The 24,643-nt window shown below is 36.2% G+C and carries 21 protein-coding genes and 2 tRNA genes; 9 read left to right on the top strand and 14 right to left on the bottom strand.

All coding sequences use genetic code 11. From position 1 onward, the window contains the following. Positions 1 to 17: 17 nt before the first annotated feature. The 4 genes from RHP76_RS14310 to RHP76_RS14295 all read right to left on the bottom strand — a co-directional run bounded on the left by RHP76_RS14310 (position 18) and on the right by RHP76_RS14295 (position 3,323). Positions 18 to 596 (bottom strand): MiaE family protein, encoded by a 579-nt coding sequence (locus RHP76_RS14310; RefSeq protein ID WP_062676098.1) that lies wholly within the window; start codon positions 594 to 596, stop codon positions 18 to 20. 74 nt (positions 597 to 670) lie between these two features. Continuing rightward, positions 671 to 1,759 carry an acyltransferase family protein gene (locus RHP76_RS14305; protein WP_311228438.1) on the bottom strand — a complete coding sequence of 363 codons (1,089 nt, stop codon included), beginning with the start codon at positions 1,757 to 1,759 and terminating at the stop codon, positions 671 to 673. Next, the gene (locus RHP76_RS14300; protein WP_062676096.1) at positions 1,759 to 2,307 is read right to left on the bottom strand and encodes a hypothetical protein; all 549 of its coding nucleotides are present in this window, start codon (positions 2,305 to 2,307) and stop codon (positions 1,759 to 1,761) included. Before RHP76_RS14300 ends, RHP76_RS14305 begins: the two co-directional genes overlap by 1 nt. A gap of 128 nt (positions 2,308 to 2,435) precedes the next feature. Beyond that, positions 2,436 to 3,323 carry a neutral zinc metallopeptidase gene (locus tag RHP76_RS14295; RefSeq protein WP_062676095.1) on the bottom strand — a complete coding sequence of 296 codons (888 nt, stop codon included), beginning with the start codon at positions 3,321 to 3,323 and terminating at the stop codon, positions 2,436 to 2,438. Between the two features lie 184 nt (positions 3,324 to 3,507). Here RHP76_RS14295 and rplU point away from each other — a divergent pair, with 184 nt between their 5' ends. The 3 genes from rplU to RHP76_RS14280 all read left to right on the top strand — a co-directional run bounded on the left by rplU (position 3,508) and on the right by RHP76_RS14280 (position 4,703). Further along, positions 3,508 to 4,086: a 50S ribosomal protein L21 gene (gene rplU / locus RHP76_RS14290; protein WP_076597840.1), complete on the top strand. Its 579-nt coding sequence runs from the start codon at positions 3,508 to 3,510 to the stop codon at positions 4,084 to 4,086. Between the two features lie 12 nt (positions 4,087 to 4,098). Continuing rightward, positions 4,099 to 4,356, top strand: a complete 258-nt coding sequence (rpmA, locus tag RHP76_RS14285; protein ID WP_002984034.1) for a 50S ribosomal protein L27 — start codon at positions 4,099 to 4,101, stop codon at positions 4,354 to 4,356. Between the two features lie 173 nt (positions 4,357 to 4,529). Beyond that, the gene (locus RHP76_RS14280) at positions 4,530 to 4,703 is read left to right on the top strand and encodes a bacteriocin-like protein (protein WP_157885793.1); all 174 of its coding nucleotides are present in this window, start codon (positions 4,530 to 4,532) and stop codon (positions 4,701 to 4,703) included. Positions 4,704 to 4,771: 68 nt separating this feature from the next. Here RHP76_RS14280 and RHP76_RS14275 read toward each other — a convergent pair whose 3' ends face one another. The 3 genes from RHP76_RS14275 to RHP76_RS14265 all read right to left on the bottom strand — a co-directional run bounded on the left by RHP76_RS14275 (position 4,772) and on the right by RHP76_RS14265 (position 8,644). Continuing rightward, on the bottom strand, positions 4,772 to 7,303 hold the full coding sequence (locus tag RHP76_RS14275; protein WP_311228437.1) for a DUF5686 family protein: 2,532 nt from the start codon (positions 7,301 to 7,303) through the stop codon (positions 4,772 to 4,774). Between the two features lie 277 nt (positions 7,304 to 7,580). Further along, positions 7,581 to 7,654, bottom strand: a tRNA-Asn gene (locus tag RHP76_RS14270). 147 nt (positions 7,655 to 7,801) lie between these two features. After that, entirely contained in the window at positions 7,802 to 8,644 is an 843-nt protein-coding gene (locus RHP76_RS14265; RefSeq protein ID WP_062676093.1) for an AraC family transcriptional regulator, read from the bottom strand. A gap of 183 nt (positions 8,645 to 8,827) precedes the next feature. Here RHP76_RS14265 and RHP76_RS14260 point away from each other — a divergent pair, with 183 nt between their 5' ends. Both RHP76_RS14260 and RHP76_RS14255 read left to right on the top strand, forming a co-directional pair. After that, complete coding sequence (locus tag RHP76_RS14260; RefSeq protein ID WP_311228436.1) at positions 8,828 to 10,234, top strand: L-dopachrome tautomerase-related protein; 1,407 nt, start codon at positions 8,828 to 8,830, stop codon at positions 10,232 to 10,234. A 40-nt stretch (positions 10,235 to 10,274) separates the two neighbouring features. Next, positions 10,275 to 10,577, top strand: coding sequence for a putative quinol monooxygenase (locus RHP76_RS14255; protein WP_120233332.1), 303 nt, complete (start codon positions 10,275 to 10,277; stop codon positions 10,575 to 10,577). Positions 10,578 to 10,664: 87 nt separating this feature from the next. Here the strand turns inward: RHP76_RS14255 and RHP76_RS14250 are convergent, their stop codons facing one another. The 4 genes from RHP76_RS14250 to RHP76_RS14235 form a co-directional block, all read right to left on the bottom strand. Continuing rightward, entirely contained in the window at positions 10,665 to 13,856 is a 3,192-nt protein-coding gene (locus RHP76_RS14250) for a S41 family peptidase (RefSeq protein ID WP_311228435.1), read from the bottom strand. A gap of 514 nt (positions 13,857 to 14,370) precedes the next feature. Beyond that, positions 14,371 to 14,444 (bottom strand) — tRNA-Asn (locus tag RHP76_RS14245). A gap of 81 nt (positions 14,445 to 14,525) precedes the next feature. Then, entirely contained in the window at positions 14,526 to 16,016 is a 1,491-nt protein-coding gene (gene rseP, locus RHP76_RS14240) for an RIP metalloprotease RseP (RefSeq protein ID WP_311228434.1), read from the bottom strand. Positions 16,017 to 16,131: 115 nt separating this feature from the next. Further along, on the bottom strand, positions 16,132 to 16,572 hold the full coding sequence (locus tag RHP76_RS14235) for a DUF6646 family protein (RefSeq protein WP_047428734.1): 441 nt from the start codon (positions 16,570 to 16,572) through the stop codon (positions 16,132 to 16,134). Positions 16,573 to 16,789: 217 nt separating this feature from the next. Here RHP76_RS14235 and RHP76_RS14230 point away from each other — a divergent pair, with 217 nt between their 5' ends. Continuing rightward, entirely contained in the window at positions 16,790 to 17,542 is a 753-nt protein-coding gene (locus RHP76_RS14230) for a nitrilase-related carbon-nitrogen hydrolase (protein WP_276834482.1), read from the top strand. A gap of 60 nt (positions 17,543 to 17,602) precedes the next feature. Here the strand turns inward: RHP76_RS14230 and RHP76_RS14225 are convergent, their stop codons facing one another. From RHP76_RS14225 to RHP76_RS14215, 3 genes are read right to left on the bottom strand one after another with little or no spacing between them, the layout of a single operon-like run. Next, a complete protein-coding gene (locus tag RHP76_RS14225; protein ID WP_047424552.1) occupies positions 17,603 to 17,902 on the bottom strand; it encodes a thioredoxin family protein in 300 nt (99 codons plus the stop codon). Between the two features lie 13 nt (positions 17,903 to 17,915). Further along, positions 17,916 to 18,293, bottom strand: a complete 378-nt coding sequence (locus tag RHP76_RS14220; RefSeq protein ID WP_062676088.1) for a rhodanese-like domain-containing protein — start codon at positions 18,291 to 18,293, stop codon at positions 17,916 to 17,918. 3 nt (positions 18,294 to 18,296) lie between these two features. Continuing rightward, entirely contained in the window at positions 18,297 to 19,706 is a 1,410-nt protein-coding gene (locus tag RHP76_RS14215; protein WP_120233300.1) for an MBL fold metallo-hydrolase, read from the bottom strand. 346 nt (positions 19,707 to 20,052) lie between these two features. Between RHP76_RS14215 and RHP76_RS14210 the strand changes: the two genes are divergently transcribed. The 3 genes from RHP76_RS14210 to lysA all read left to right on the top strand — a co-directional run bounded on the left by RHP76_RS14210 (position 20,053) and on the right by lysA (position 24,415). Continuing rightward, the gene (locus RHP76_RS14210; protein ID WP_288442697.1) at positions 20,053 to 21,579 is read left to right on the top strand and encodes a helicase HerA-like domain-containing protein; all 1,527 of its coding nucleotides are present in this window, start codon (positions 20,053 to 20,055) and stop codon (positions 21,577 to 21,579) included. Between the two features lie 149 nt (positions 21,580 to 21,728). Further along, positions 21,729 to 22,952 (top strand): 3'-5' exonuclease, encoded by a 1,224-nt coding sequence (locus RHP76_RS14205; protein WP_120233299.1) that lies wholly within the window; start codon positions 21,729 to 21,731, stop codon positions 22,950 to 22,952. Positions 22,953 to 23,212: 260 nt separating this feature from the next. Continuing rightward, positions 23,213 to 24,415: a diaminopimelate decarboxylase gene (lysA, locus tag RHP76_RS14200; RefSeq protein WP_174525211.1), complete on the top strand. Its 1,203-nt coding sequence runs from the start codon at positions 23,213 to 23,215 to the stop codon at positions 24,413 to 24,415. Positions 24,416 to 24,643 lie beyond the last annotated feature (228 nt).

Raw genomic sequence — 24,643 nt, 5'->3', positions numbered from 1 at the left:
TCTTTACTATTATTATTTTAACCGTGGATGGTTTCTTTATTTCCGTAGGATTTAATAATATTGGCTTCATACTCCAACCATTCTTCCCAACGTTTGTTTACTTTTTCCGGGTCTCCGAGCTGTCTTGCAAATCCGATGAAAGTAGTGTAATGATTGGCTTCAGAAATCATCAGTTCTTTGTAGAAAACCTTAAGTTCTTCATCTTTGATATTTTCCGTAAGAACTTTGAATCTTTCACAGCTTCTGGCTTCAATCATAGCGGCAAAAAGCATTTTGTCTACGATGAGGTCTTCTCTGCTTCCCTGTACAATAAATTTTGCCAGTTCATTCACGTAATCATCTTTTCTTGCTCTTCCAAAAGTAAAGCCTCTTTTTTTGATGATCTCATGTACCTGATTAAAGTGATCCAGTTCCTCTTGTGCAATGGCAAGAAGTTCAGTCACAATCTCAGGATATTCCGGAAGCATGGTGATCAGGCCTATAGCATTGGTAGCTGCTTTTTGCTCGCACCAGGCATGATCCGTTAAAATTTCTCCAATGTTTCCTTCTGCAATATTTGCCCACCTTGGGTCGGTAGGTAGTTTCAACTTAAACATGTTGTAAAATTTTTGTAAATTTAAACAAATTGAGGTAAGAAATGTGACTTTATTTCAATTTGATCCTTAAAGTCTTAAGATGCGGTCTTTTTTCTTAAGAATTCCAGAATATTCCAGCCTGAGGTATCTACTTTTTTCAATCCTGCAGAAATAATGAAGGCTAAAATGATATTAATTCCATAAATAATGACCATCAAAAGCCACCATGGCATGTTTTCTTTTAACGGAACGACCAGAAAATAAACGAGTGAAGAGCTGATTCCCTGTGCAAAATAGAAGAAAATAGCATTTTTTCCGATGTAGGTGATGAAATTTTCTTTTGTGATTTTCAGTCGGTTGTAAAGAACAAATAATGTGGTAAGAGAGAATAATGCCCAGATGATGTAAGGAACTTTTGGTGGAAATTTATTTTTATTGATTTTATAGAAGATGTCTCCTCCGTAGTACCAGAACATCCATATGAGAGCTGCTCCTACAAGTCCATATAATACAGGAATAGCTTTGGTAGGGATCTTTTTTCCACGCATTTTGTGGCCGGTTAAAAATACAGCAAGGTAAAATGCAACGTATCCAACTTGCCCCGTCGGATAATACTCCGGGAAGATGTTGAATAATAAAGTTAAGGCAATACAAAGTCCAATAAACCAATTGATATGTTTTGGGAAAAACCTTAGGATAAGGACACCGAAAACGGTGAGTATATAATACACTTTAAGATACCAGAAACTTCCCATCACTACAGGAAAAGTATCGGCATTGGTGTACTGATGAAGATACCAGTTTCCCAGATTTTCCCATTGAGGGTATGTTGAGATGCTGGTTGTAGAATATTTAGATCCAAATGCAGAATAAAAGCTCTGAAGCCATTCCATAGAAAAAAAGCTGAGTCCAAAGACTTTAAAGAAGTAATCTAAAAAGAACAGGAAGGTCACAAAAATCATATAGGTAATCTGGAGTTTCAGAAGACGGTATAATGTTTTTTCAATATTGGCTCCTGAAGTAATTCCGCTGAGTGCGTAAAATAGTGCCACATCAAAGACCAGAGAAAAAACTCTTACTTCTGCGGGAATATAAAACTGTCCAGACCAGAATGCAGTATGGATAAATATGATGGAAAGTGTTGCCAGTCCTTTGGCGAAATCAATGTAGAGATCTCTGTTCATTATAGATTGCTTGGAAGTTCTTTAGTGATTCGTTTTAGCTGTCCGTGTTCAAAAAAGTATAGATTGCCTTCCCATTCAGGCTTTTGGCTGTGCTCCAGTCCACGAAGATCGTTTTCGAAATATCTCATGTACTTCATTCTTATATTCGAGTTATAAAAATCATTGTCAATAGCAAAAAGAGGTTCCGTGAAAACGGCTGAGCGTTGAGCGGTTGTCTCGCTGATATTATGATAGCCATTCATGACCAGGAATAGTTTATATCCTTTTTCTTTAGCATACGTTTCGTATGAAGACATTGGCAGACACAATTTTGATGAGCAGCCATTGGTAAATACATATACTAATGCTTTTGGATGGTTTGTTAATTCTTTCTTTAGCTGAGAGCCGTTTATCTTATAAATATGCTCAGTGTCTGTTTTTGAAAAGTCCTCTATAGGGATAATGCTCTGCTGTTCAGTGGATGAGAGCTTGCCGTAATCATTTGTTATTCCCGCAACAGTACAGGAGTTTAATATGAAAAAGGAAATTATAAGTAACCAATACTTCATGGAATTATTTTTTTTCAAAAATACAAACAAATTGATTGGGTAAAATATAAAAGCTTTTAAAAACAAAAAAGGGGCGGAACATACTGCCCGCCTCCTTTCTTAAATATGCTAAAAATGAATGTTCTCGTTTATTGAAGATGTTTAAATTCTTCTGCAGAAATTTCTCCCGACTGAATTTTTCTAAGTTCATCTATATATTGACTCATGTATGCGTCAATTTCAGGATTTACAGTGTTCTTAGCCATCTTGTAAGTTCCATTTAGTACTCCCTGATAGTAATAGAAGAAGTTGTAATCGAAATTGGAGGCATTAAGATCGTATTGTCCTAAAAGGAATCCTAAACGAACTGCTGATCTTCTCTGTGCAGGAGTTCCATGATGGTTTACATTGGTTGTCTGATAATCGCCGATACTTTGGGCAAATTCATAAGCTGCTGCAATTTCTGCAAAGCTGGTTTTATTGTATCCGTTAGGTCTTCTCAAATAGTATCCTGCAAAACCATCTGCTTCAAGCTCATTCGGTCTGTACGTTGATTCTGATACGGAAGGAAGATTGAAGATATACTGTAACTGATGTCCATACTCATGGGCAAGGATCATTGCATTTACAATATCACCACCTTTTGATTTTGCATCATAATAGATGGCATAACCATAATAGATTTTTCCTGTAGAGTAAGAAATGGCATTGTACGTTGAATTGAAATTGGATGGATCGTTCACAAAACGCAGCGTAGGATTGCTTCTTCCCCACATGCTTGCAATTTTAGTCATTTGCCCATTCATAAAATTGGTGTCTGTGGAGTTTTGAAGCCCGGTCAGTAAAACTGAATTGGTGCTCCAGTTGTTGTCTACATAAGAACAGATTTTTTCAAGATCCCCAGGCTGATCAATTTTTGCACTTAGTGCTTCTTGCTGAGGTTGAACATTGTTGTCCATTTGGTCATCACTACATGCTGTTAAAGAAGTAACAGCAATGGCACCTGCTAGTAAGCAGAGATTAAAGTTTCTTTTCATATATAAATTCAATTTGGTAAAACGAAGGTATGAAATTATCTCTTAAGTGTGAGTACATTATTGAAAAAAATTATTCAAAACATAGTGAATAGGATTTTAATAAAAAAAACATTGATTTGATTGTAAGCTATTTAGAAATTTATATGTATATTTGCACCTCGAAATAACTAAAAATTTATAAACAATGTTTGCAATTGTAGAAATAGCAGGGCTTCAATACAAAGTTGAGCAAGACCAGAAGTTGTTTGTAAACCGTTTAAAAGGAGATAAAGGAGGAAAAGTTTCTTTCGATAAAGTTCTTCTTACTGTAAACGGTGCAATCACTGTAGGCGCCCCAGCTGTAAACGGAATCACTGTAGAAGCAGAGATCCTTGACCACGTTAAAGCTGATAAAGTAATCGTTTTCAAAAAGAAAAGAAGAAAAGGTTACAAAGTGAAAAACGGTCACAGACAATCTTTAACTCAAATCGTAATCACTGGTATTACAGGTTTTGAGGGTGGAGCTAAAAAAGCTGCTGCTAAAAAAGAAACTGTGAAAGGTGAAGTTCTTTCTGACAACGCAACTGTTAACTTTGGTGAAGATCACGAATTGAACTATCACTTAAAGAAAAACAACTTGTCTCAGTCTAAAGAGAACAGAGAAACTTTAATTACTTTAGGTAAAGCAGTTAAAGTTGAATTAGAAAAGAATATTCTTACTCATGAAGAAGTAGATGCTGCTATCATTAAGAATATCGATCAATTTAAAGCACTTAATAAATAATCCAGTAATAAAATGGCACACAAGAAAGGAGTCGGTAGTTCCAAGAACGGTAGAGAGTCTCACTCTAAAAGATTAGGTGTGAAGATTTTCGGAGGACAAGAAGCTATTGCCGGAAATATTATTGTTAGACAAAGAGGTACTCAGCACCACCCAGGTGATAACGTGGGAATCGGTAAAGATCACACTTTGTTTGCATTAGTAGATGGTAAAGTAGTTTTCAGAAAGAAAGCAAACAACAGATCTTTTGTATCTGTAGAGCCAAACGCATAATTTAAGCGTTTTATAAAAATTAAAACCTCAGTTTTTACTGAGGTTTTTTTATTGGCCTTTTTGATGTATTCATTTATTCGTGAAATATTTTATATTTGTTAACTGTTCAGATTTGAATCAGTTGCGATAGCCGAAAAGCAAAGAGAGTAGGCAGCAAATAAAACTAAACAATCATGAAAAATTTAAGAAAATTAACCAAGAAGAATCTGAAAGAAATCAACGGAGGAGCTGGTACAGTATGGTGTCCACCAAAGCCAATTACTTCATGTAGTACATGGTGCGGACTGACAAAGGAACAGAAAATGCGTTGCCTTCTTGATGTAGAAGAACCTTGCGAATGTTTTTAATTAAAGCTTTACAAAAAAGTTCGGCGGCTTCAAAGAAGCCGCCGAACGTGTTTTATATTATAATCTGTTTAAAATCCTACCTGGAACCCTGCTTTAACCCCGAATTTAGAAATATCAGGTCTGTCTAGATAATTTCCTCTCCAGTTGAAGTCTACTCTGAAGATTCTAAGATTTCCGATTCCTATATTTTCAATCCCGAATCCATATTCATAATAGATATGTTCGCTTGGTGCAGAATATTTAAAACCTTCTACATTGATCGCTTTGGAGGCATCACTTAATGTACCATAGGCTCCTCTGATAAATGCAACTTCTCTCAGTTTCAGTTTTTTAATCAAAGGAATGTAAGAAAGGATCTTACCGTTAAAATGATGCTCTAATTGAAGAGTTGTATACGCATCCGTCACAAACTCATAATAGTTAAGCTGAGAGAAAGTATTCGGAACCAGACCATAGGAAAGGTTTGCCGGAATAATATTCTGTAATGCCAAAGGAACTGTATTGAAGTTCTTTCCGGCTTCGAAATTAACCACCAGTTTTCCCATACTTCCAATTAAAAAAGCCTTGTAGAGCATGAACTGGAGTTTGTCATAATTGAAATCAGCATTAAATAATCCTTCAATACCTCGTGTATATCTTAAAACGATAGTTGGAGCTAAGTTTCTGGCCTGGTAACGGTCAATACCGGTTTGTGAGAATTTTGCACCAGGTTTGGCAATTAAACTGATGGTAACGTGAGAATCATTCACTGTTTTTCTCAGCTGCCCATCCTTGTAATACATCAGGTTGAATTTTTCAGGAATTGCAGAATGAATACTCTGCATCACTCCATCTACTCTAATCTGGAAGTTCTTCCATGGTTCAATAGCTGCAAAAACGCTTGTTTTGTTTACAGAACTTAAAGAAATGTTTTCTCCTCTTGCAAAAAAGGTACTGGTAGATGAAGATTGCGGCGTAACACCATCCCCTGATGTAAGCTGTCCCCCAAGCTGAACAATATCTCTGCTGGTTCCTGCCCCAATCATAAAGCGGTTAAGCTTATTGAACATATATCTTGCTTCTACGCCATATTTAAACTGTTGATCTTTGAAACCATAAGCTGTATAAAACTGCGCTCTCCAGGTATCATTCAATCCGAAATAGGTTCTTGCTCCTAATCTTATTCTGTCCCCTTCTACTTCATTTCTTCCGTAAATTGAGAAAATAGGACCAATATCTATTCCTTTAAAGGCATTATAATAACGTGAACCGAGGGTTTCAAACAGTTTTACCATTCGGTTGAATTTCGGCGTCTGCTGAAGCTGGTCAAGCATGTTATAAACGCCCTGTTCTGCTTTAGATAAAGTGTCAGGTCTTGCTTTAGTCCAATATGCATCGTCTTTATTGGTGAACTTGTCTTCGTATTCTTCTTCGGTACGTTTGAATACTTTAGGATCAAGAGGCTTGTTGAACTGATAATCAGAATAATCTACCGATCTTTTGGCGATGATACTTTTTGCACCTTTCTTTTTTGAGAAAGGACTCATTTCAAATTCAGTGATCAGTTTTTTAGGAAGAAATGTAGCGTCATCAGGATTGTCGTATTCTACCTGAGTATACACACTGTTGACAAAGTTGACGTTGATCTTCTGTGTTGACTTTAATGTTGCTCCTAAAACAGCATAAGTATCGGTGTCAATATAAAGGTTTCCCTGGAATGCAAGAATGTCTTTTCTCTTAGGCTGATACCTTATCTGAAATGCTTTCTCACCACGAATCGTAATGGTATCCATAAGGCTATAATCGTAAGTACTGAAACCATCACTTCCGACAGGGCTCTGGAATCCGATATCGAAATAATTAAGAGTATTGTCGTAGATATTAATATCACGGTATAAGTTTTTAGCAGAAACCGTAATCACCTGGTTATCCTGAAAACCTGAAGTTTTCTGGGCTACTAATGTTCTTTTGCTGTTTTTTTCCGGTTTATTTTTACCATAATTTTCGTAAACGGCTTCGTTCAGGAAAATAGGAAGTCCAAGTCTCCCGCTTGCTGTGGAATCTGCATAATCGAAAATGAAATCCAGTTTATTGAAAATCTTTTTCTTCATGAAGGCACTATCAAGATTGTTTAGGTCAAACTGCGTTTTTTCATACTCTTTATAAGAATAGGTGTCGAATTTTTCCAGTCCGTTATTTCTTTTTTGTGCCCATACTTTCTGCATAATTGCATAAGCCGGATTTTCTTTCTTGCTTTTGTATTTTGTTTTTCCGCTTTGAAGAACAATTTCCTGAATGTCGCTTACTTTAGCCTGCGAAAGCTGTACGAAAATATTGTCAGCATTTTCGGGAGTGATATCAAGGGTTTCTGTAGTATAATTTTTTCTGGAAAATCTTAGTTGATGGATGATGCTATCAGACTGAATAATAAAACTGCCTGAAGTTGTCGTCAGGGCAGGTTTTTTACTGTCGTTGATAAAGATATCAACTTTATTGAGTTCTTTACTGCTCTTTTCGTCAACCACCTTGCCGCTCGCTTTGTTTTGAGCGCATACGGAACCGGCGAGAATCAGAAAGAAAAATAAAAGATAGTGTTTTTGGGAGTTATTGTTTAACATCATTCGTTTCTTCAGGCAATTATCATAAACAAAAAGCATGCAGTTTATTTAAAAAATAGGTAAAAAAATAAAATATTTTTATTCTATCCTATAAAACGACAAAAATAGCGAAAATAATATATGTATGGATTAAAAAATAATCGGGAAATTTTAATGCTTAAAATATAATAATCAGGAGATTAAAAGAAAGGTAACGTTCCTGCTTTTTAGAAATATTTTGCAGCCGTTATGAAGAATTTATATCATAAAAAAAGACTTACAGAAATGTAAGTCTTTTTTGCTCCTCCTGCTGGGCTCGAACCAGCGACCCTCTGATTAACAGTCAGATGCTCTAACCAACTGAGCTAAGGAGGAATGTCCTTTGTTTTAAGTGGTGCAAATATAATAGGAATATCCGTACCAAGCAAGTTTTTGTTCCTGAATATTGAATGAAAAGAGCTATTGGTTTATTTTTCAATAAATTAAATTTTAAATATTTTTCTGGGATGAGCAGGAGGTTATTCATGATTTTATAAATTCCAGCCGATAAGCTTTGGGACTTTTGCCCCGCTGCGTTTTAAAAAATTTATTAAGATGGCTCTCATCAGTGAATCCCAATTCGTCGGCAATCTCTGAAATTCTGTTGTTGCTGTGTTTTAAACGGTGCTCTATTAAGGTGGTTTTATAATTATTCAGATAAGACTGAAGGGTTTCACCGCTATGTTTTTTAAAGTATTTACCGAGATAATTTTCAGAAAACCCGAACTCTTTGCAGATGGTTTCAGTTCGTATTTTTTCAGGTTCATAGATATTTGCCTGTATATAATTCAGAATACTAATAATTCTTGATTCTGAGGTTTCATCGATCTTCTGAGGAAGATATTTGGCAATATTGCGGGCAACAATAACAATGAGTGTATTAATGAGTTGTGCGGTTATATCGCTGTGATACAGGTCTTTATTGACGGCTTCTCTTATCAAAGCTTCTACGATTGGTCTTACAAGTGTTTTATCTGTCTGATTTTTTAGGATACATCCGGGCTTGTGGTTGGCATTTTCAAGAATAAATTCCAAACGCTTGATATTCTCTTTCGAAATTTTATCACTTTTTAAATAAATATTACTGAACCTCAGAAAGAAAAAACGGGTTTTAGTATCAATCCAAAACTGGCTGCAATCCTGTGGGGTCAGGAGAAACATGTGATTATCCGAATAGGAAAAGCTGTGCTTATTAATGCAATGCTGCCCTGTGCCTGATAAAATAAAGACAAGTTCAAAGAAGTTTTTTCTGCTCTCTTTATCCGGGAATGTTTCTAATGTTTCAAAATGAATACTGTATGGCTCATATAATACGTCTCTGTTCATGAGGGTTGCTTTATATTGGCAAAATTATACAAAAATAGAGAAGTTTTGTACCGGTAATTTGCTAATTATCAGTATAATTTTGCCTTGTTCATATATTGGAATTGTCTACCAGCATAAAAAAGTTACCCGCTAAAAGATCAAATTTCATTATTAGAAATTATAACATACTAATCATATATACAGATGAAAACCAATAGATTTTTTTTGATTTCTTCAATTTCAGCACTATTTTTCTTCAACTCAGCTAAGGCTCAGCAGAAGGTCATTCAAACAGATTTTAATAAAGGAATTTGGGAACAGGTGGGAAAAGGATTACAGCGTAAATGGATATCCGGCTCAGAAAGTACTTTTGCCTTTTGGAAAATGGATAAAGATGCTCATGTAGCTCCCCATAGTCATCCGAACGAGCAGGTGACTTATATCAATAAGGGAAGTGTAAAAGTACTCATGAATGGGAAAGAACATATTATAAAGGCTGGTGGCGTCCTGGTGATTCCTGCAGGTATTACGCATGAGTTCTTCTGCCTTGAAGATGGAACCGAAGATCTGGACTTTTTTACTCCTGTGCGTAAAGACTGGATAGATGGATCTGCATCTTATCTTTCAGCACATGGGAAAAACCTTGAAGTCGTAGCGCAGTTTACTGATTCCAGACCAGGAAATGTAGCCGTGAGTCATAACGGAAGGGTATTTGCGACGATGCACCCTTTATCCGATCCCAAACAGCAATTGGTGGAAATCCGCAATGGGAAAGCAGTGGCTTTTCCGTCTACGGATTTACAGAAAAACGGACAGCCGGCTGATAGTCATAAATTTGATACCCCGCTGGGAGTCACTATAGATAAAGGAAATCGGCTTTGGATGATTGATATGGGGCTTGAGCTTGGGAAAACCCGTCTTTGGTGCTTCGACCTGAAAAAAAATAAAGTCGCTGAAAAGATAGAATTACCAGCTGATATTGCTCCGAAAGGCAGTTTTATTCAGGATGTTGCCATCGATGAAAAAAATGGCTGGGCTTACCTTGCTGATATTGCCAATCCGGGAATTATTGCATTGAATCTTAAAACAAAAAAAGCAAGGAGGTTTGGTGGTCATCAGGCTTTACAGTCGGAAGATGTTGATATGATTATTGATGGAAAGGTCATTGATTTTGGAGGCAAACCGTCCCGTGTAGGCATTAATCCTATTACGCTGTCAGATGACAGGGAAACGTTATTCTTTGGTTCTATGAATGGAACATCATGGTATGAAGTTCCTGCCCAACTTTTTAGAGAAAATAAAGATGACCATGCAATAGGAAAATCCATTAAGAAACTGGGAGAAAAACCTGTGAGTGATGGTGTGGCTACAGATCAACAAGGGAATCATTACATTACTGATCTTGGAGGTCATGGTATCAGTAAGCTGGATAAAAATGGAAATCTTACGGAATTCATTAAAGATTCAAAATTACAGTGGCCTGATAATATTGCAGTTTCTGATGATCGCTACCTGTATATTTCAGTCAACCAACTTCATACAACAACAGCGTTTTCTGGTCAACCGGATGCCGGAAAACCTCCGTATTTTATATACAGGGTCAAATTATAAGCCAAAATTTTTAAATATAAATCACATAAAATATTAAACAATGAACAAAACGTTTAAATCTGTGGCGGTACTGAAGTCTAAACCGGAGAAAATAGATCATTTGAGAAATGCTTTACTACAACTGATAGAACCAAGCCGTAAGGAAATCGGCTGTATGTATTATATTCTTTTTGAGGATAAAAAATCTGCCGGAACTTTCTATATGTGGGAAGCGTTTGAAGACGAAAAGGCTTTTGAATTTCATACCCAAACTGAACATTTCAAGAACTTTGCAGGCCAGATGGATGAATTGATGAGTGAGCCTATACAGCTTGTTGAGCTGGAAAGAATTTCAGAGGAATAAAACTCTTGTTATCATAAAAGTTAAGATCATACCAACTAAAAAGACCTGCAAAAGTGCAGGTCTTTTTTATTTTATAGTTCCGGAGTTTTATTTTTTTAAATCTTTAAGGATTTCCTGAACAGCTCTTTCAAGTTGTGGGTCATTGTTCTGAAGACGGTCCATAAAGGTGTTTTTTACATAAATGTCAGGTTTTACACCTGTTTTTTCCAGGTTCTGTCCGTCTAATGTGTAAGTTCCCCATGAAGGAAGTCTGTAAGAAGATCCGTCTACCAACCCTTTTGCTGAAGTGAAAATAATCCATCGATAAGTATCCTGACCGATAATTTTACCCAGCTTTAGAGCTTTGAACCCGGCTGCAGTCATTTCGGCATCACTTAATGAGGCTTCATTAATCAAAAGAACAATAGGCTTTCCGGAAGGAGCGAAGTTCGGTTGTGTTGTTATTTTTCCTTCACGATATTTCCATTGCAGATAAGGTCTCTGAGAAAGGAAATTCAATACTTTGTCATGAACATTTCCGCCGGTGTTGTAGCGTAAATCGAGAATAACAGCGTCTTTTCTGTTCTCCTGTTCTACCATATCAAGAAGAAAACGATCCAGCTCATCAGTAGACATGTTTTTCATGCAAGAGTAGGCAATACGGTTATTACTAAGCTTGTCTACACGCTGATGATTGTTGTAGATCCAATCATCGTAAAGTAATCCTTTTAATTCTCCATTAGAAATCGGATGTACTTTGGTTGTTACCGTTTTACCATCACGGTTGAAGGTAAGAACAAGCTCATCCTGTTTTTTAGGGCTTGTGAAATACGTTTCGATATTTTCGTTTACATCAATCTTTTTTCCATTTACAGAAGTCAGTTGATCTCCAGGTTTGATATCAACCCCTGAACGGTAAGCGGGAGATTTTCTCACAATGCTTTCTACCGTGTAAGGCTGGTCTTTTTTGAAGATAATTCCGGTTTCGTTGGTGAAATAATTCAGGAATACGGTTTCCTCTTTTCCGGTAGAAGAAAATCCGGTGTGTGAAGAATTAAGCTCTCCCAGAAGATCATTCAGTAAAATTCGCAGATCATTTCTGTTATTTATATACGGCAGGTATTTTGCATATTGCTCCTTTTTGGCTTTCCAGTCGATACCATGGAATTTTTCGTCGTAGAAGTTTTCTTCCACACCTGTCCAAGCTTCAGCATACATCTGCGTAAATTCTGAGGCCAGATCTTTATCGAAACTATACTGGATATTGATTTTTTCAGGTTTTAATGCGGCAACAGTTGTTTTGTAAATATTACCTTCAATCAGAGCAAATAGGTTTTTCTCATTTTTGGTTAAATAATAAGCTGCTTTATCAAACACTTTTTCAGATTTGGCAGGCTCAAAATCGGTAAACACCTTTTTGTACAGTTGTCTTTTTCCGTTATCCTGATTAGAATTAAATAATAGAATTTCTTTTTTATCATCAGCGAAAACGGCCGGATCATCCTGATATCCATATCGGTCGGTTACCAGCTCAATTCTGTCCAGGGTATCTTCGGGATTTATTTTCAGCTCTTTGATGACCGGTTCTTTTTCTTCCTTTTTCTCTTTATCTTCTTTGTTCTTGTCTTCTCCTTTTTTGTCCTTCTTATCTTTATCATTTTCTTTATCCGAAGATTTTGTTTCCTTCTTTTCTTCAGTGAAGAGATTGTCGAATTTTTCAGACTTAAAAGGCTCGTCAAACCAATCTAAAGCCATACGGTAAATGTTGGATTTCTGCATGCCTAAAGGATAAGACGGATTGGTCCTGTCGCTGGCGAAATAAATATATTTTCCGTTCGGAGACCACACGGGATCTTCCTCTGAAACTCCAGTGTTGGTAAGGTTTAAAGTCTGTGCTTTTTTGATATTATAGATGAAAATATCCAGCTCAAAGTTTCTTTTGGCAGAGAACAAAACATATTCATTGTTTGGCGAAAATGAAGGTCTTGAGTTTTGGAATGCCCAGATTTCATCTTTTACAATGGTGGTGGATTTGAAACTTTTTAAATCCAATAATCTTACTTCATCTCTCCCGCTTAAGTAAACGGCTTTTGAAAGGTCGTTATTAAGGGTGATACTTCTGTTATTGCGTAAATCTTCCGTTAATTGCTTTGGCTGTCCTTTTCCGTCTGCCTGAATCGTAAACCAGTTTTGATATCCATTATAAGTCTGATTGTAAAGTAAAGTACGGTTGTCTTTCAGCCATTTTACTTCCATAGCACGTTCTTTACCATCAGAAATCTGCTGGGCAAATTTCCCTTCAATATCAGAAACGAATATAATACCACGGCTTATGAACGCCATTTTTTTACCGTCCGGAGATACATCATAATAGGAAATATTATTTTCCACATTGAAATTCTGAGCTTTTTCCAAGGTTTTATTAGTATTCAGGCTAATGTTGAGGGGAGCTGTTTTTTTTGAAGCTACCTCATAAGTATAAAGCTGATAATCCTTTTCAAAAATAACTTTAGATCCGTCTGCTGAGACAAACGGTTTTTTTATAGAAGTATCAAATTGCGTTAAAGCAGTTTTTTTACCATTTTCGATTTTATAAAGATTATATTCTCCATTATTCTCATCAGAAATAAAATAGATAATACCTTTTTTATCTACACTTGGGTTGAAATCTTTTCCTTCATAGTTCGTGTACTGTTTGAAAGAATTGCTTTTTGGATTGTATCCAAGAATATCAGGATTATTTTCTCCCTTATAACGTTTTCTCTGTACCTGATGGGCACTTTCAGATGAGCTTGTGAAAAGATATTCTCCTGCAGGGGTTTCCACTAGTCCATTGGTGTAGTTAAAGTAATTATTGAAAAGTTTTTCCGGAGTTTTTCCTTCAATTGTAGTTTTAAAACTTCCGAAATTATTATTTCTGTTGGAAGTAAAATAAATCGTTTTGCTGTCCCACGCCCAGCTTTCCATTTCATCCCTTCCGGTATGGAAGGTTAACTGCTTGATGGTTCCTCCTCCTGCGGGCATTACATACAAATCATAATTTCCATATTGATTAGAACTGAATGCAAGCCATTTTCCATCCGGAGAAAGGCGGGGATTGATCTCTTCTCCATCCAGGGCGGTAATTCTTGAAGCATTTCCTCCATTGGAATCTGCTTTCCAGATGTCACCGTCATAAGCGAAGTAAGCTGTTTCTCCATCAGGACTCAATGAAGGACTTGATAAAAAATAAGACTTTTGCTGCGCCGAAATCCCTATAATAGAAAATGCTGTTAATAACGAAATAATAGTTTTCTTCATGGTACAATTGGGTATTTATGCAATACTATCTGTTGGTTGTTAATTTTTTTGCCTTTTTATAGAAATGTTTATTTGTAAAAAATTTTCTCAATCCGGATTACTCTAAAAAAGAATAGTCGAATTATTGACGAAATAGTTACAGGTAAAATGCTTTAAAGGCTTATAAAATCCAATAAAACAGATGTTTCTGGGAAAGTGAAGGAAAATTGTAAATATTTGTTTTTTTATGTCGGACTCATTGGTTCTACAAAACGCAAAGAGGATATTCTCTTATTGTTGAGGGACATAAAAAGGCGACGGAGTCGCTGATGAAGCTGAGTGGATATTCGAATGCTTAGAAAGAATCAACAAAGTTGGCTCCCGCCTTTGCTTCCTGAAAAATGAAGTACCAGCTATTAATCCTTTGCGTTATATTTAAACTACAAGTGTGTTATTTCTCAGATTTGGTGTCCTTGCCATGAAATAGTTCATAGTAAGACACAAAAAAAGACTCACATTTCTGTAAGTCTTTTTGCTCCTCCTGCTGGGCTCGAACCAGCGACCCTCTGATTAACAGTCAGATGCTCTAACCAACTGAGCTAAGGAGGAATGTCCTTTGTTTTAAGTGGTGCAAATATAGGACGAATATTTATACCCTACAAATATTTTTAAGAAAAATTTTAAAAAAAATTATAATTTACCCATAAATACTTTGAAGATGTCACTTCCAAAGATCAGTAACATCAATCCTAACAGGAAGATAACTCCAATCATCTGTGCGTTTTCCAAAACTTTCTGCGGAACAGGTTTTCCTACAATAATTTCATATAAAGTAAATAAAACGTGTCCACCATCAAGTCCCGGAATCGGAATAAGGTTCAGGAATGCCAGCCATACGGAGAACATTGCTGTAAAGCTCCAGAAAGCAACCCAGTTGATCTTAACGCTTCCATCCGCATCTTTATCCACAGGCATGTTTTTTACGATCGCAATAGGACCTCCAACATTTTTATACCCCTGAACTTTAGAGTTGAACATAATTTTGAACTGCTTTACCTGTGTGGTTAATGCTTCAATAGTTCTTGTAAATCCTCTTGGAATAGCTTCTCCGAAAGAATATTTTTTATTCGTTACAATATCTTTTGCAATGCTTTTGGTATCAATTGCGATCCCCAGTTTTCCGTTTTTATCTACGGAAACTGCAGGTAATGTCTGGAAAGCACCGTTTCTTTCAACATCTACAGAAATTGTTTTACCTTTATTTTCACTTAAAAGAGCACTTACTTCATCAAAGAATGCTGCTTTCTTACCATTGATTCCTACAATTTTGTCGCCTTTTGCAAGACCTGATGCCTGGGAAGAAGGAGTAGCCAATGAGTCAACAACCATAGAAACTCTTGGGGTGATGTATAGTTTTGCTTCTCTCTGCTTAAGAACGTCTGCTACACCGTCTGCATTGACAGGGAAAGTAACTTCCTGTCCGTTTCTGTTTACTGTAACATGATCTCCCAAAAGGATATTGATGGAAGTATTTTCAAGTCTTTCTGCCGGTTTTCCGTCTACACTAATGATTTTGTCACCATTCTGGAAACCCATTTTCTTTCCTGCAGAAGTGGCTTCAATACCATTTTTAAATTTTGTAATATCTGTATAAGTTTCTCCGTTGAAGAATGATAAACAGCTGTAGATTAACCACGCAAGAAAAAAGTTAACGGTAACTCCCCCCAGCATAATGATAAGTCTCTGCCAGGCTGGTTTTGATCTGAATTCCCAAGGTTCTGCCGGTTTTTTCATCTGGGCAGTATCCATACTTTCGTCCACCATTCCTGCAATCTTCACGTATCCTCCAAAAGGAAGCCAGCCGATTCCGTATTTTGTTTGTTCAGGGTGTTTTCTCCAGTCGTTGTCCGGAAGTTTTGATATATCGATAGGAACTTCTTCCTTCTTTCCGTTCACTTCTATTACTTCAGAATCCGGTAAGTTTTTTGATAAAAATTTATACTGCCATTTTCCGTTGATTTTCTTCATGGAGAATATGGAGAAGTAAGGATCAAAAAACAGGAAAAACTTCTCTGCTCTGGTCTTGAACCATATTGCCGGTAAGAAATGCCCAAGCTCATGAAGAAGCACAAGTATAGAGATGCTCAGAATGAACTGAAAAAGTTTAATTGCTATTTCCATTAATAAATTTTAGATTTTAATTTGCAAAGGTAACAATTATCAAAACTATGCCAAATAAAAAAGCTCCCCGAAACAAGAAGCTTTGTCATATTTAAAGATTGATTTAATAATAGGATTATAAATTGAAAGAAACACCAAGGCTGCCATTATTACCAACCTCTGCAAAGACTCCAATTTTTTCTGTGAAGAAATAACGGGCTCCAATGTGAGCTCCCACTCCAAAGTCTCTTCCAAGAACTCCAAGGTCTACTCCTGGATAGATGTCCCATTTGGAAGGCAAATTTAGAGCTTCCTGTAAATGAAAGTTCAGTCTTCCAAACACAAAAACACGATTATCTTTATCGTTGTTTTTATAATTATCAAAATAGCCATTGATCCCGGCTCCTACTGAAATCAGTTTGTTGAGGCCATAGTCATACGTTCCTGTAATTCCGGTTCCATATCCCCAGGCACTCAGCCCCAGTTGTATTTTCTGATCCCCCTTTCCTGTCCACGCCTGAGCATTAGCCATAGCGCCAAAAAAGAAGATCGCCACCATAAAAAACAATTTCTTCATAAATTTTTAATTTTAAGGATAATAATAAAAAATATTTCTATCAAAAATGAAACCGAAAGAATGGCAATATTGTAAAAATGCTTGACTTTAATAAATTATTAAGAAATAAATTCTATTTTAAATACTAAAGCATTCTTCAACCATTTAATTCTACTTTCGTAAAGTTAAAAGATGTATTTTTATATTTCATATATGAAATAATTTAAAAGAATAAAAGATGAAAGTTGTAGGACTTAATTTAGATATCATATGGAAAAAAAAAACTGAGAATTTTGCGCGTATAGAAAGCGAATTGCTCAATGTGGAGGCAGATCTGTTTCTGCTTCCTGAAATGTTTTCAACAGGTTTCTGTATGGATGCTTCTGAAGTTTCGGACAGAAATAATGAATCACTGGAGTTTTTGAAAAAAATCTCAAAAGAGAAAAATGCTGCATTTTGCGGAAGTGCTCCGGTAGAACAGGACGGCAATTTTTACAACAGAATGTTCTTTGTAAAGCCGGATGGCGAAATCACTTTTTATGATAAGAGACATTTGTTTTCTTTTTCCGGAGAAGATAAAGTATACACGCCAGGAAAGGAAAGAGTAATTGTTGAATATAAAGGAATACGTTTCCTGCTTCAGGTGTGTTACGATCTACGTTTTCCTGTCTTTGCAAGGAATAACGATGATTATGATGCCATATTATATGTTGCCAACTGGCCCGAGAAAAGGGTAGGAGCATGGGAACATCTGTTGAAAGCCAGAGCTATTGAAAACTTATCTTTTGTATTTGGTTTAAACAGAATCGGGACCGATGGAAATGATCTATTGTATCAGGAAAGCTCTCACTGCTTCTTTGGAGATGGAAAAGAAATTTCTCAGAAACAGGGAAATCTTGTATCTGCAGAATTATATATGGAAGAATTGAACGATTTTAGAAAGCATTTCCAGTTTTTAAATGACCGGGATAGTTTCTCCATTCAACTATAAAAAATAATAAAGGCTGAAATTCATGTGAACTTCAGCCTTTATTATTTTTTTGTTTTTTATTTAAACATATTGTTGCAGAAGGTTCGTTAATGTGTTCACATCATGAACACCACTTTCCTTCCATAGCATTTCTCCTTTTTTGAAAATGGCTAGTGTAGGGACTCCACGTACGCCATACTGAGCTGCCAGTGCAGGATATTGATCTACATCTACTTTTATAATTCTTGCTCCTTCGCCAATATTTTCTTTTACTGTATTTAATACCGAAGACTGTACTTTACAAGGCTGACACCATGTTGCGAAAAAATCGATAAGTACGGGTCTTTCGGAATCTATGATTTCCTGAAATTTTTGTGACATAGTTTTGGTTTTATTAGTTTGCATTTTTGTTTGTTTCATCCTGGATCGCTTTTACATTTTTCCAGGTTGTACCATCATAAGCTTCCACACCATTTTTCTTCAGAATTTCCATCGCCTGATCAGCTTGGATTCCTTTATTGCAAAACACAACAACTTTTTTACCTTTTAGAGTTTCTATATTGTTTTGAATCTCTGCCAAAGGAATGTTGATGGCATTCTTTGCTGTTCCTGCGGCATATTGCTCCGGAATTCTGACATCCACCAATGTTACATCAGAGCTGTTAACCATTTCTTTGATGTTAGCCGTAGAAACAGTTGCTGTAGAGTTTGTCTTGCAGGCATTTAGAGTAAATGTTAATGCTAAAAATAATCCGAAAAACTGAATTTTCATGTCTTACAGGGTCTTAGATTGGCATACAAAATCTGTGGTTGGAAGTTTTTCCGTTTTTTTGATTCCGTTAAAACCACCTTCGATTTCGGTAAAGTTTCTGATTCCGTGTGAGTTAAGGATGCTTGCGGCAATCATGCTTCTGTACCCACCTGCGCAGTGCAGGAAGAAATGTTCAGAATCATCAATGGTACGAGCCCAGTCACTGATAGTGTCTAGTGGCTTGTTATAAGCATTGTCAATGTGTTCTGCGGAATACTCCGTAAGTTTTCTTACATCAATTACTGTAGCGTCTGCTGTAAATTGTTCTGCAAATTCAGCCGGAGTAATTCTTTTGATCTCATCCGTTTCCTTACCTGCATTTTTCCATGCTTCAAAACTGCCTTTCAGGTAACCAATTACATTGTCAAAACCTACTCGGCTCAGTCTTGTGATTACTTCCTCTTCAGTTCCTTCATCAGTAATTAATAGTAAAGGGTGTTTTACATCTACAATAAGCGTTCCTACCCATGGGGCAAAATCACCTTTCAGTCCTATATTGATAGAGTTGGGAACAAATCCTTTATGGAAATCCGCAGCTCCTCTTGTATCTAAAATTAATGCTCCTGTTTCTTCTGCCAGAGCTTCGAAATCTTCAGGTGTTACAGGCTGCAATCCTTTGTTCATCACAACGTCCAGACTTTCATAGCCACCTTTATTTAAAGCGACATTCATCCCGAAATATTTTGGAGGAGCTGTTAAGCCATCCAGAACTTCTCTGATGAAAGACTCTTTATCCGGTTGATTAAGAGCGTAATTGGTTTTCTTTTGGTTTCCTAAGATATCAACTGTCTCTTTCTGCATATTCTTTCCACAAGCAGATCCGGCTCCGTGAGCTGGATATACAGTGATGCTGTCATCCAATGGCATGATTTTGCTCTGAAGGCTGTCATACAAAATTCCAGCAAGATCCTCCTGAGTAAGATTAGTTGCCTTCTGGGCAAGATCCGGTCTTCCAACATCTCCTAAAAACAGCGTATCACCAGTAAAGATTGCAGTTTCAACACCATTTTCATCGATTAAAAGGTAAGTACTGCTTTCCATCGTATGCCCAGGAGTGTGCATGACCTTTATTTTCACTTTTCCGATCTCAAAAATCTGATTGTCTTCAGCAATAATAGCGTCAAATTCCGGAGCAGCAGTAGGTCCATATACAATAGGAGCACCTGTTTTGTTGCTTAAATCCAAATGTCCTGATACAAAATCTGCATGGAAGTGAGTTTCAAAAATATATTTTAAAGTGACATTGTCTTTTTCCAGACGATCCAGATAAGGTTTTACTTCTCTTAGCGGATCAATAATGGCAGCTTCATTCTCTGATACAATATAATAGGCACCCTGAGCCAGACAGCCCGTATATATTTGTTCAATTTTCATTGGGGTCTTTTTTTAATGAGTTAAAGATACGAAGTATTAGATCAATTCTAAATGAAATGTTAAATCCCATTGATAGTTTCTTTCAATACTTTGTTAAACGTACGTTTAGTATATGTTGTTTTTTTCAGCAAAAAGAATGCCTTACATAAAGATAATGGTAAATGCTGTTTTATATCATGTTTAGTCCCTATATCCTTCCTGGCAGAAAAAAAATAATGATCGTGGTTTAAAATTTGATTATTGAAGGACAAATTTATTTTCGAAAGAAGCGGAGAGAAGTTCTTCAGAAAATATCTTCACATATTTTACAAAAAATTTTATATTTATAAGTTAAAAAAGCGATCAAATGGCAGACAAAACACAATTTATTGAAGAACTTAACGCTAGATATACTCCAAAAGGAGAGCATATAATATTAGGAAAAGGAATGTTGGATGGCGAAGTGGTGACAGAAGTCAATGTAACCATTCCTCTGAAAACCATAAATCGTCACGGTCTTATTGCCGGAGCTACCGGAACCGGTAAGACAAAAACGTTACAGGTGTTTGCAGAACAGCTTTCTCACGCAGGAATTCCGTCTTTGGTTCTGGATATTAAAGGAGACTTTTCCGGGATTGCAGAAGCAGGTCAGATAAATCCAATCATTGAAGAAAGGTATGGCAAAACACAGCTTCCTTATAATCCACAAGGTTTTCCGGTAGAACTCATGAGTATTTCCGGAGGAAAAGGTGTAAAATTGAGAGCTACGGTTACAGAATTTGGGCCTGTTTTATTAAGCAAAATTCTTGAATTGAATGATACCCAGCAAAGTATCATGTCTATAGTTTTCAAATACTGTGATGATAAAGGACTTCCATTGATTGATCTTAACGATTTGAAGAAAGTACTGCAGTACGTGACGGATAATGCACAGGGAAAAGCTGAACTTGCAGCTAATTATGGATCTATTGCATCAGCATCTTTGGGAGCTATTTTAAGATCTATTGTAGCTCTGGAACAACAAGGAGCGGCAGGATTCTTTGGTGAGCTAAGCTTTGATGTTCATGACTTGCTGGAAACAAGAGACGGAAAAGGAGTGGTTAATATCTTAAGAGTAGCAGATATCCAGAACAAACCACAGCTTTTCTCCACTTTTATGCTTTCTCTTTTTGCAGAAATTTATATGACATTTCCGGAAGAAGGAGATAGCGGGAAACCAAAATTGGTATTATTCATTGATGAAGCCCACCTGATTTTTGATGAAGCTTCCAAGGCCCTTCTTTCACAAATTGAAACGATGGTAAAACTGATCCGTTCCAAAGGAGTGGGGATCTATTTTATTACCCAGATTCCTGGTGATGTCCCTGAAAATGTACTTTCCCAACTTGGATTAAAAATACAACATGCCCTAAGAGGTTTTACGGCAAAGGATAAAAAAGAAATTACCAAAGCCGTTGAAAACTATCCTACCACAGAATATTACAATGCTTCCAGCCTGATCCAGAATTTGGGAATCGGAGAAGCATTTGTTACAGCACTTGATGAAAAAGGAATTCCTACCCCATTAGTACATACTTATCTGATCTCTCCGGAATCAAGGATGGATGTTTTGAATGACGCGGAAATCTCTGATCTGACTTCAAGATCAGCACTTGTAGCAAAATATGAGCAGGCAATTGACAGAGAATCTGCTTATGAAATGCTTACCAATAGGATGGAACAGGCTGCACAAAACCCGTCACCTAACCAAAAGGCAAAGCCGGTAAAAGAAGAACCTGGAATGTTTGAACAGGTATTGCAAAGTAAAGCTGGCCGTACTTTTACCTCTACATTAATGAGAGAAGGAGCAAAAGCTATTCTCGGAATGTTCGGTCTGGGAGGCAGAAGAAGATAATTTTGAAAGACAATCTGCTGTATTTTGATATATTTTTTGTTATTTTAGCAGGTTATCTTTACCTAATAAAGAAAAATAAGACCGTATTTTATTGGGGAATAAAGCGCGGTTTTAAATATTAAACCAGAAAAACAGCAGTTAAAACATTCATGTATTCAATTATAGATATAGAAAGTAATGGTGCAGGTTATAGAAATGAATGCATTATAGATATCGCCATTTACAGATATGACGGTCAGAAAATTATAGACCAGTTTATATCTCTGGTAAACCCTGAAGGTGATATCACTCCTTTTGTACAAAAACTGACCAGTATTACCCCGAAAATGGTCAAAACTGCTCCAAAATTTCATGAAATTGCCAAAAGAGTGATAGAAATTACTCAAAATACAACTTTGGTGGGGCATAATATTGATTTTGATTATAGGATGCTTCGCCAGTCATTCAAAAGGCTTGGTTATGATTTTAAAATCAATACTTTAGATACAATTCCTTTAGCAAAAAAACTGATTCCTGATGAGGTAAGTTATTCCTTGGGAAAACTGGTGAAATCATTAGGTATTCCATTGACTAACCATCACAGGGCGGAAGGTGATGCAAGAGCTACCTTAGAACTTTTCAAGCTTCTGATTTCAAAGGATACCGAAAATGAGATCATTCAGAAGCAGCATGATGAGTCTAACGCCAAAACGTATATCAATAAAATCAAAGAGCTGACTCAAGATCTTCCTAATGATAAAGGTTTTGTCTATTTTCAGGATGAAGGTGGACGTATTATGTTTTCTGATTATGTTCAGGATATCAACAAATTTTCCAAAAAGGTTTTCAATTCCAAATCAAAAAAATGGGAACAGATTCAGAAAGATGTTGAGCAGATTAATTTTGAACTTACCGGAACAGATATTATTGCCAAACTGATACTGAATTCCAAGAATATTAAAAAGAAAGAAGTTTTACCTTTCGGACTATATTTCAGGAATAATAAATATGTGGTTGAGAAAAATAAGCTCAATAAAACCGAGAAGCCAGTCTTGAAATTCAGGTCATTTACCCAGGGAACAAAAGCTGTTCAGTTTATTGGTTCTCAGGAAGAATTTAAAGATTTTTCTGTCTTGAAACAAAAAATTGAATTCAGAAAAAGAAATGAACTTTGGCTTGGACCAGGAAGAAAATTAGGAGAAAAGTTATTTTTAATCATAGAAAACGGGAAATTGGTTTCCTTTGGATTCTATGAGCTGTTTACGCAGATTCAGACACTGAGTAAGCTGGCTAAGTTGAAAATTGATCTTCCGTTATCTTCCACAGATCTGAATAATGAACTGCAGTTGGCTCTTCTTCGTGGGGATTTTGAGACATTACCGTTACCGAAGTAAAAGAGTGTCTATACGTTACAAGTTGTCTTCTGAAGACAATGGTTGTACAATCAATTTTCAAAAAGTAAAAAATAAATAGTATTTTTGCAAAAAATAAATAAAAGCAATGCAAAATTTTAAACAAAATAAAACTGGAAAAAAGGGAGCTGTAAAGTTTTCTAAGGTTTGGAATATTTAAAAGAGTTGTCTTGCATAAAAAATAATCAATGTGGCAGGCTCTTTTCTGAAGAATCTGCCTTTTTTTATGTTAAAATGAAATTATGAATTCAAAAGAATTATTAAAGATTGCCAATGAGTTTGGCACACCAGTGTACGTTTATGATGCGGAGTCCATCAAAATTCAATATGAAAAACTTACCTCTTCATTTTTAAAACATACGAAGTTCTTCTACGCAGCGAAGGCTTTAACGAATATCAATATTCTTAAATATGTCAAGAACCTGGGTGCATCTTTGGATTGTGTATCTATTAACGAGGTTAAACTAGGGTTGAAGGCAGGATTTTCGAAAGAAAAGATATTGTTTACTCCCAATTGTGTTGACCTGGCCGAAATAGAAGAAGCAATGACTTTTGGAGTTCATATTAACATTGATAACATTTCTATTCTTGAGCAATTCGGGAATAAATACGGGAACACTTATCCTATTTTAGTAAGAATCAACCCACATATTTTTGCTGGGGGTAATTATAAAATCTCAACGGGGCATATCGATAGTAAATTCGGGATTTCCATTCACCAGGTTCGTCACATTGAAAGAGTGATGAAAAGTACCAACCTGAATGTTGAAGGACTTCACATGCATACGGGAAGCGAAATTAAAGATCCGGACGTATTTCTTCAGGCATTGGAGATTATGCTGGAGCTTTCTGAGCATTTCCCGAATCTGAAATATCTGGATATGGGAAGTGGTTTCAAGATCCCTTATCAGGACAGTGAAGAAGAAACTGATGTGAGAACATTAGGTAAAAAAGTAGAGAAAGTAATTTCTGAATTTTCAAAATCTACAGGAAAAAAATTCGAATTATGGTTTGAGCCTGGGAAATTCTTAGTTGGGAAAAGCGGATATTTATTGGTGAAAGCTAATGTAATTAAACAGACAACGGCAACTGTTTTTGTTGGAGTGAACTCCGGATTTAATCATTTGATCCGTCCGATGTTCTACGATTCTTATCACATGATTGAGAACCTTTCTAACCCAAAAGGAGCAGAGAGAATTTATACTGTTGTAGGAAATATTTGCGAAACCGATACTTTTGCATGGGACAGAAAACTGAATGAAGTAAGAGAAGGAGATATCCTTGCTTTCCACAATGCAGGAGCGTATGGTTTTGAAATGAGTTCAAACTTCAACTCAAGATTAAAACCGGCTGAAGTATTGTTCTTAGACGGAAAAGCTCATTTGATCCGTAAAAGAGATGAGTTTGAAGATCTGTTGAGAAATCAGATTGAAATAGTGATGTAAAATCCACATATAATATAAACAGCCGCCTTTTAGGTGGCTGTTTTGTTTTACAGCGGAATATTAAACCTCACGGGTTTTCAAAACCCGTGAGGTTTGAATAGAAAAAAATCAAAATTAAATTACAAGTTTTTAACATTGCGTTAGGGATAGAGTCTCAACTTTATTCGTTAAATTTGATAGAGATAGGAAGATTTTCTCCTTCTCAAATACTATTTTCATCTAAAAACA

Origin of the sequence: Chryseobacterium sp. SG20098 (assembly GCF_031844745.1) — a bacterium.
In the GTDB taxonomy this organism is placed as follows: Bacteria; Bacteroidota; Bacteroidia; order Flavobacteriales; family Weeksellaceae; genus Chryseobacterium; species Chryseobacterium cucumeris.
Note: the sequence above shows the minus strand (reverse complement) of the source record. Positions and strands in the feature narration are given on the sequence as shown.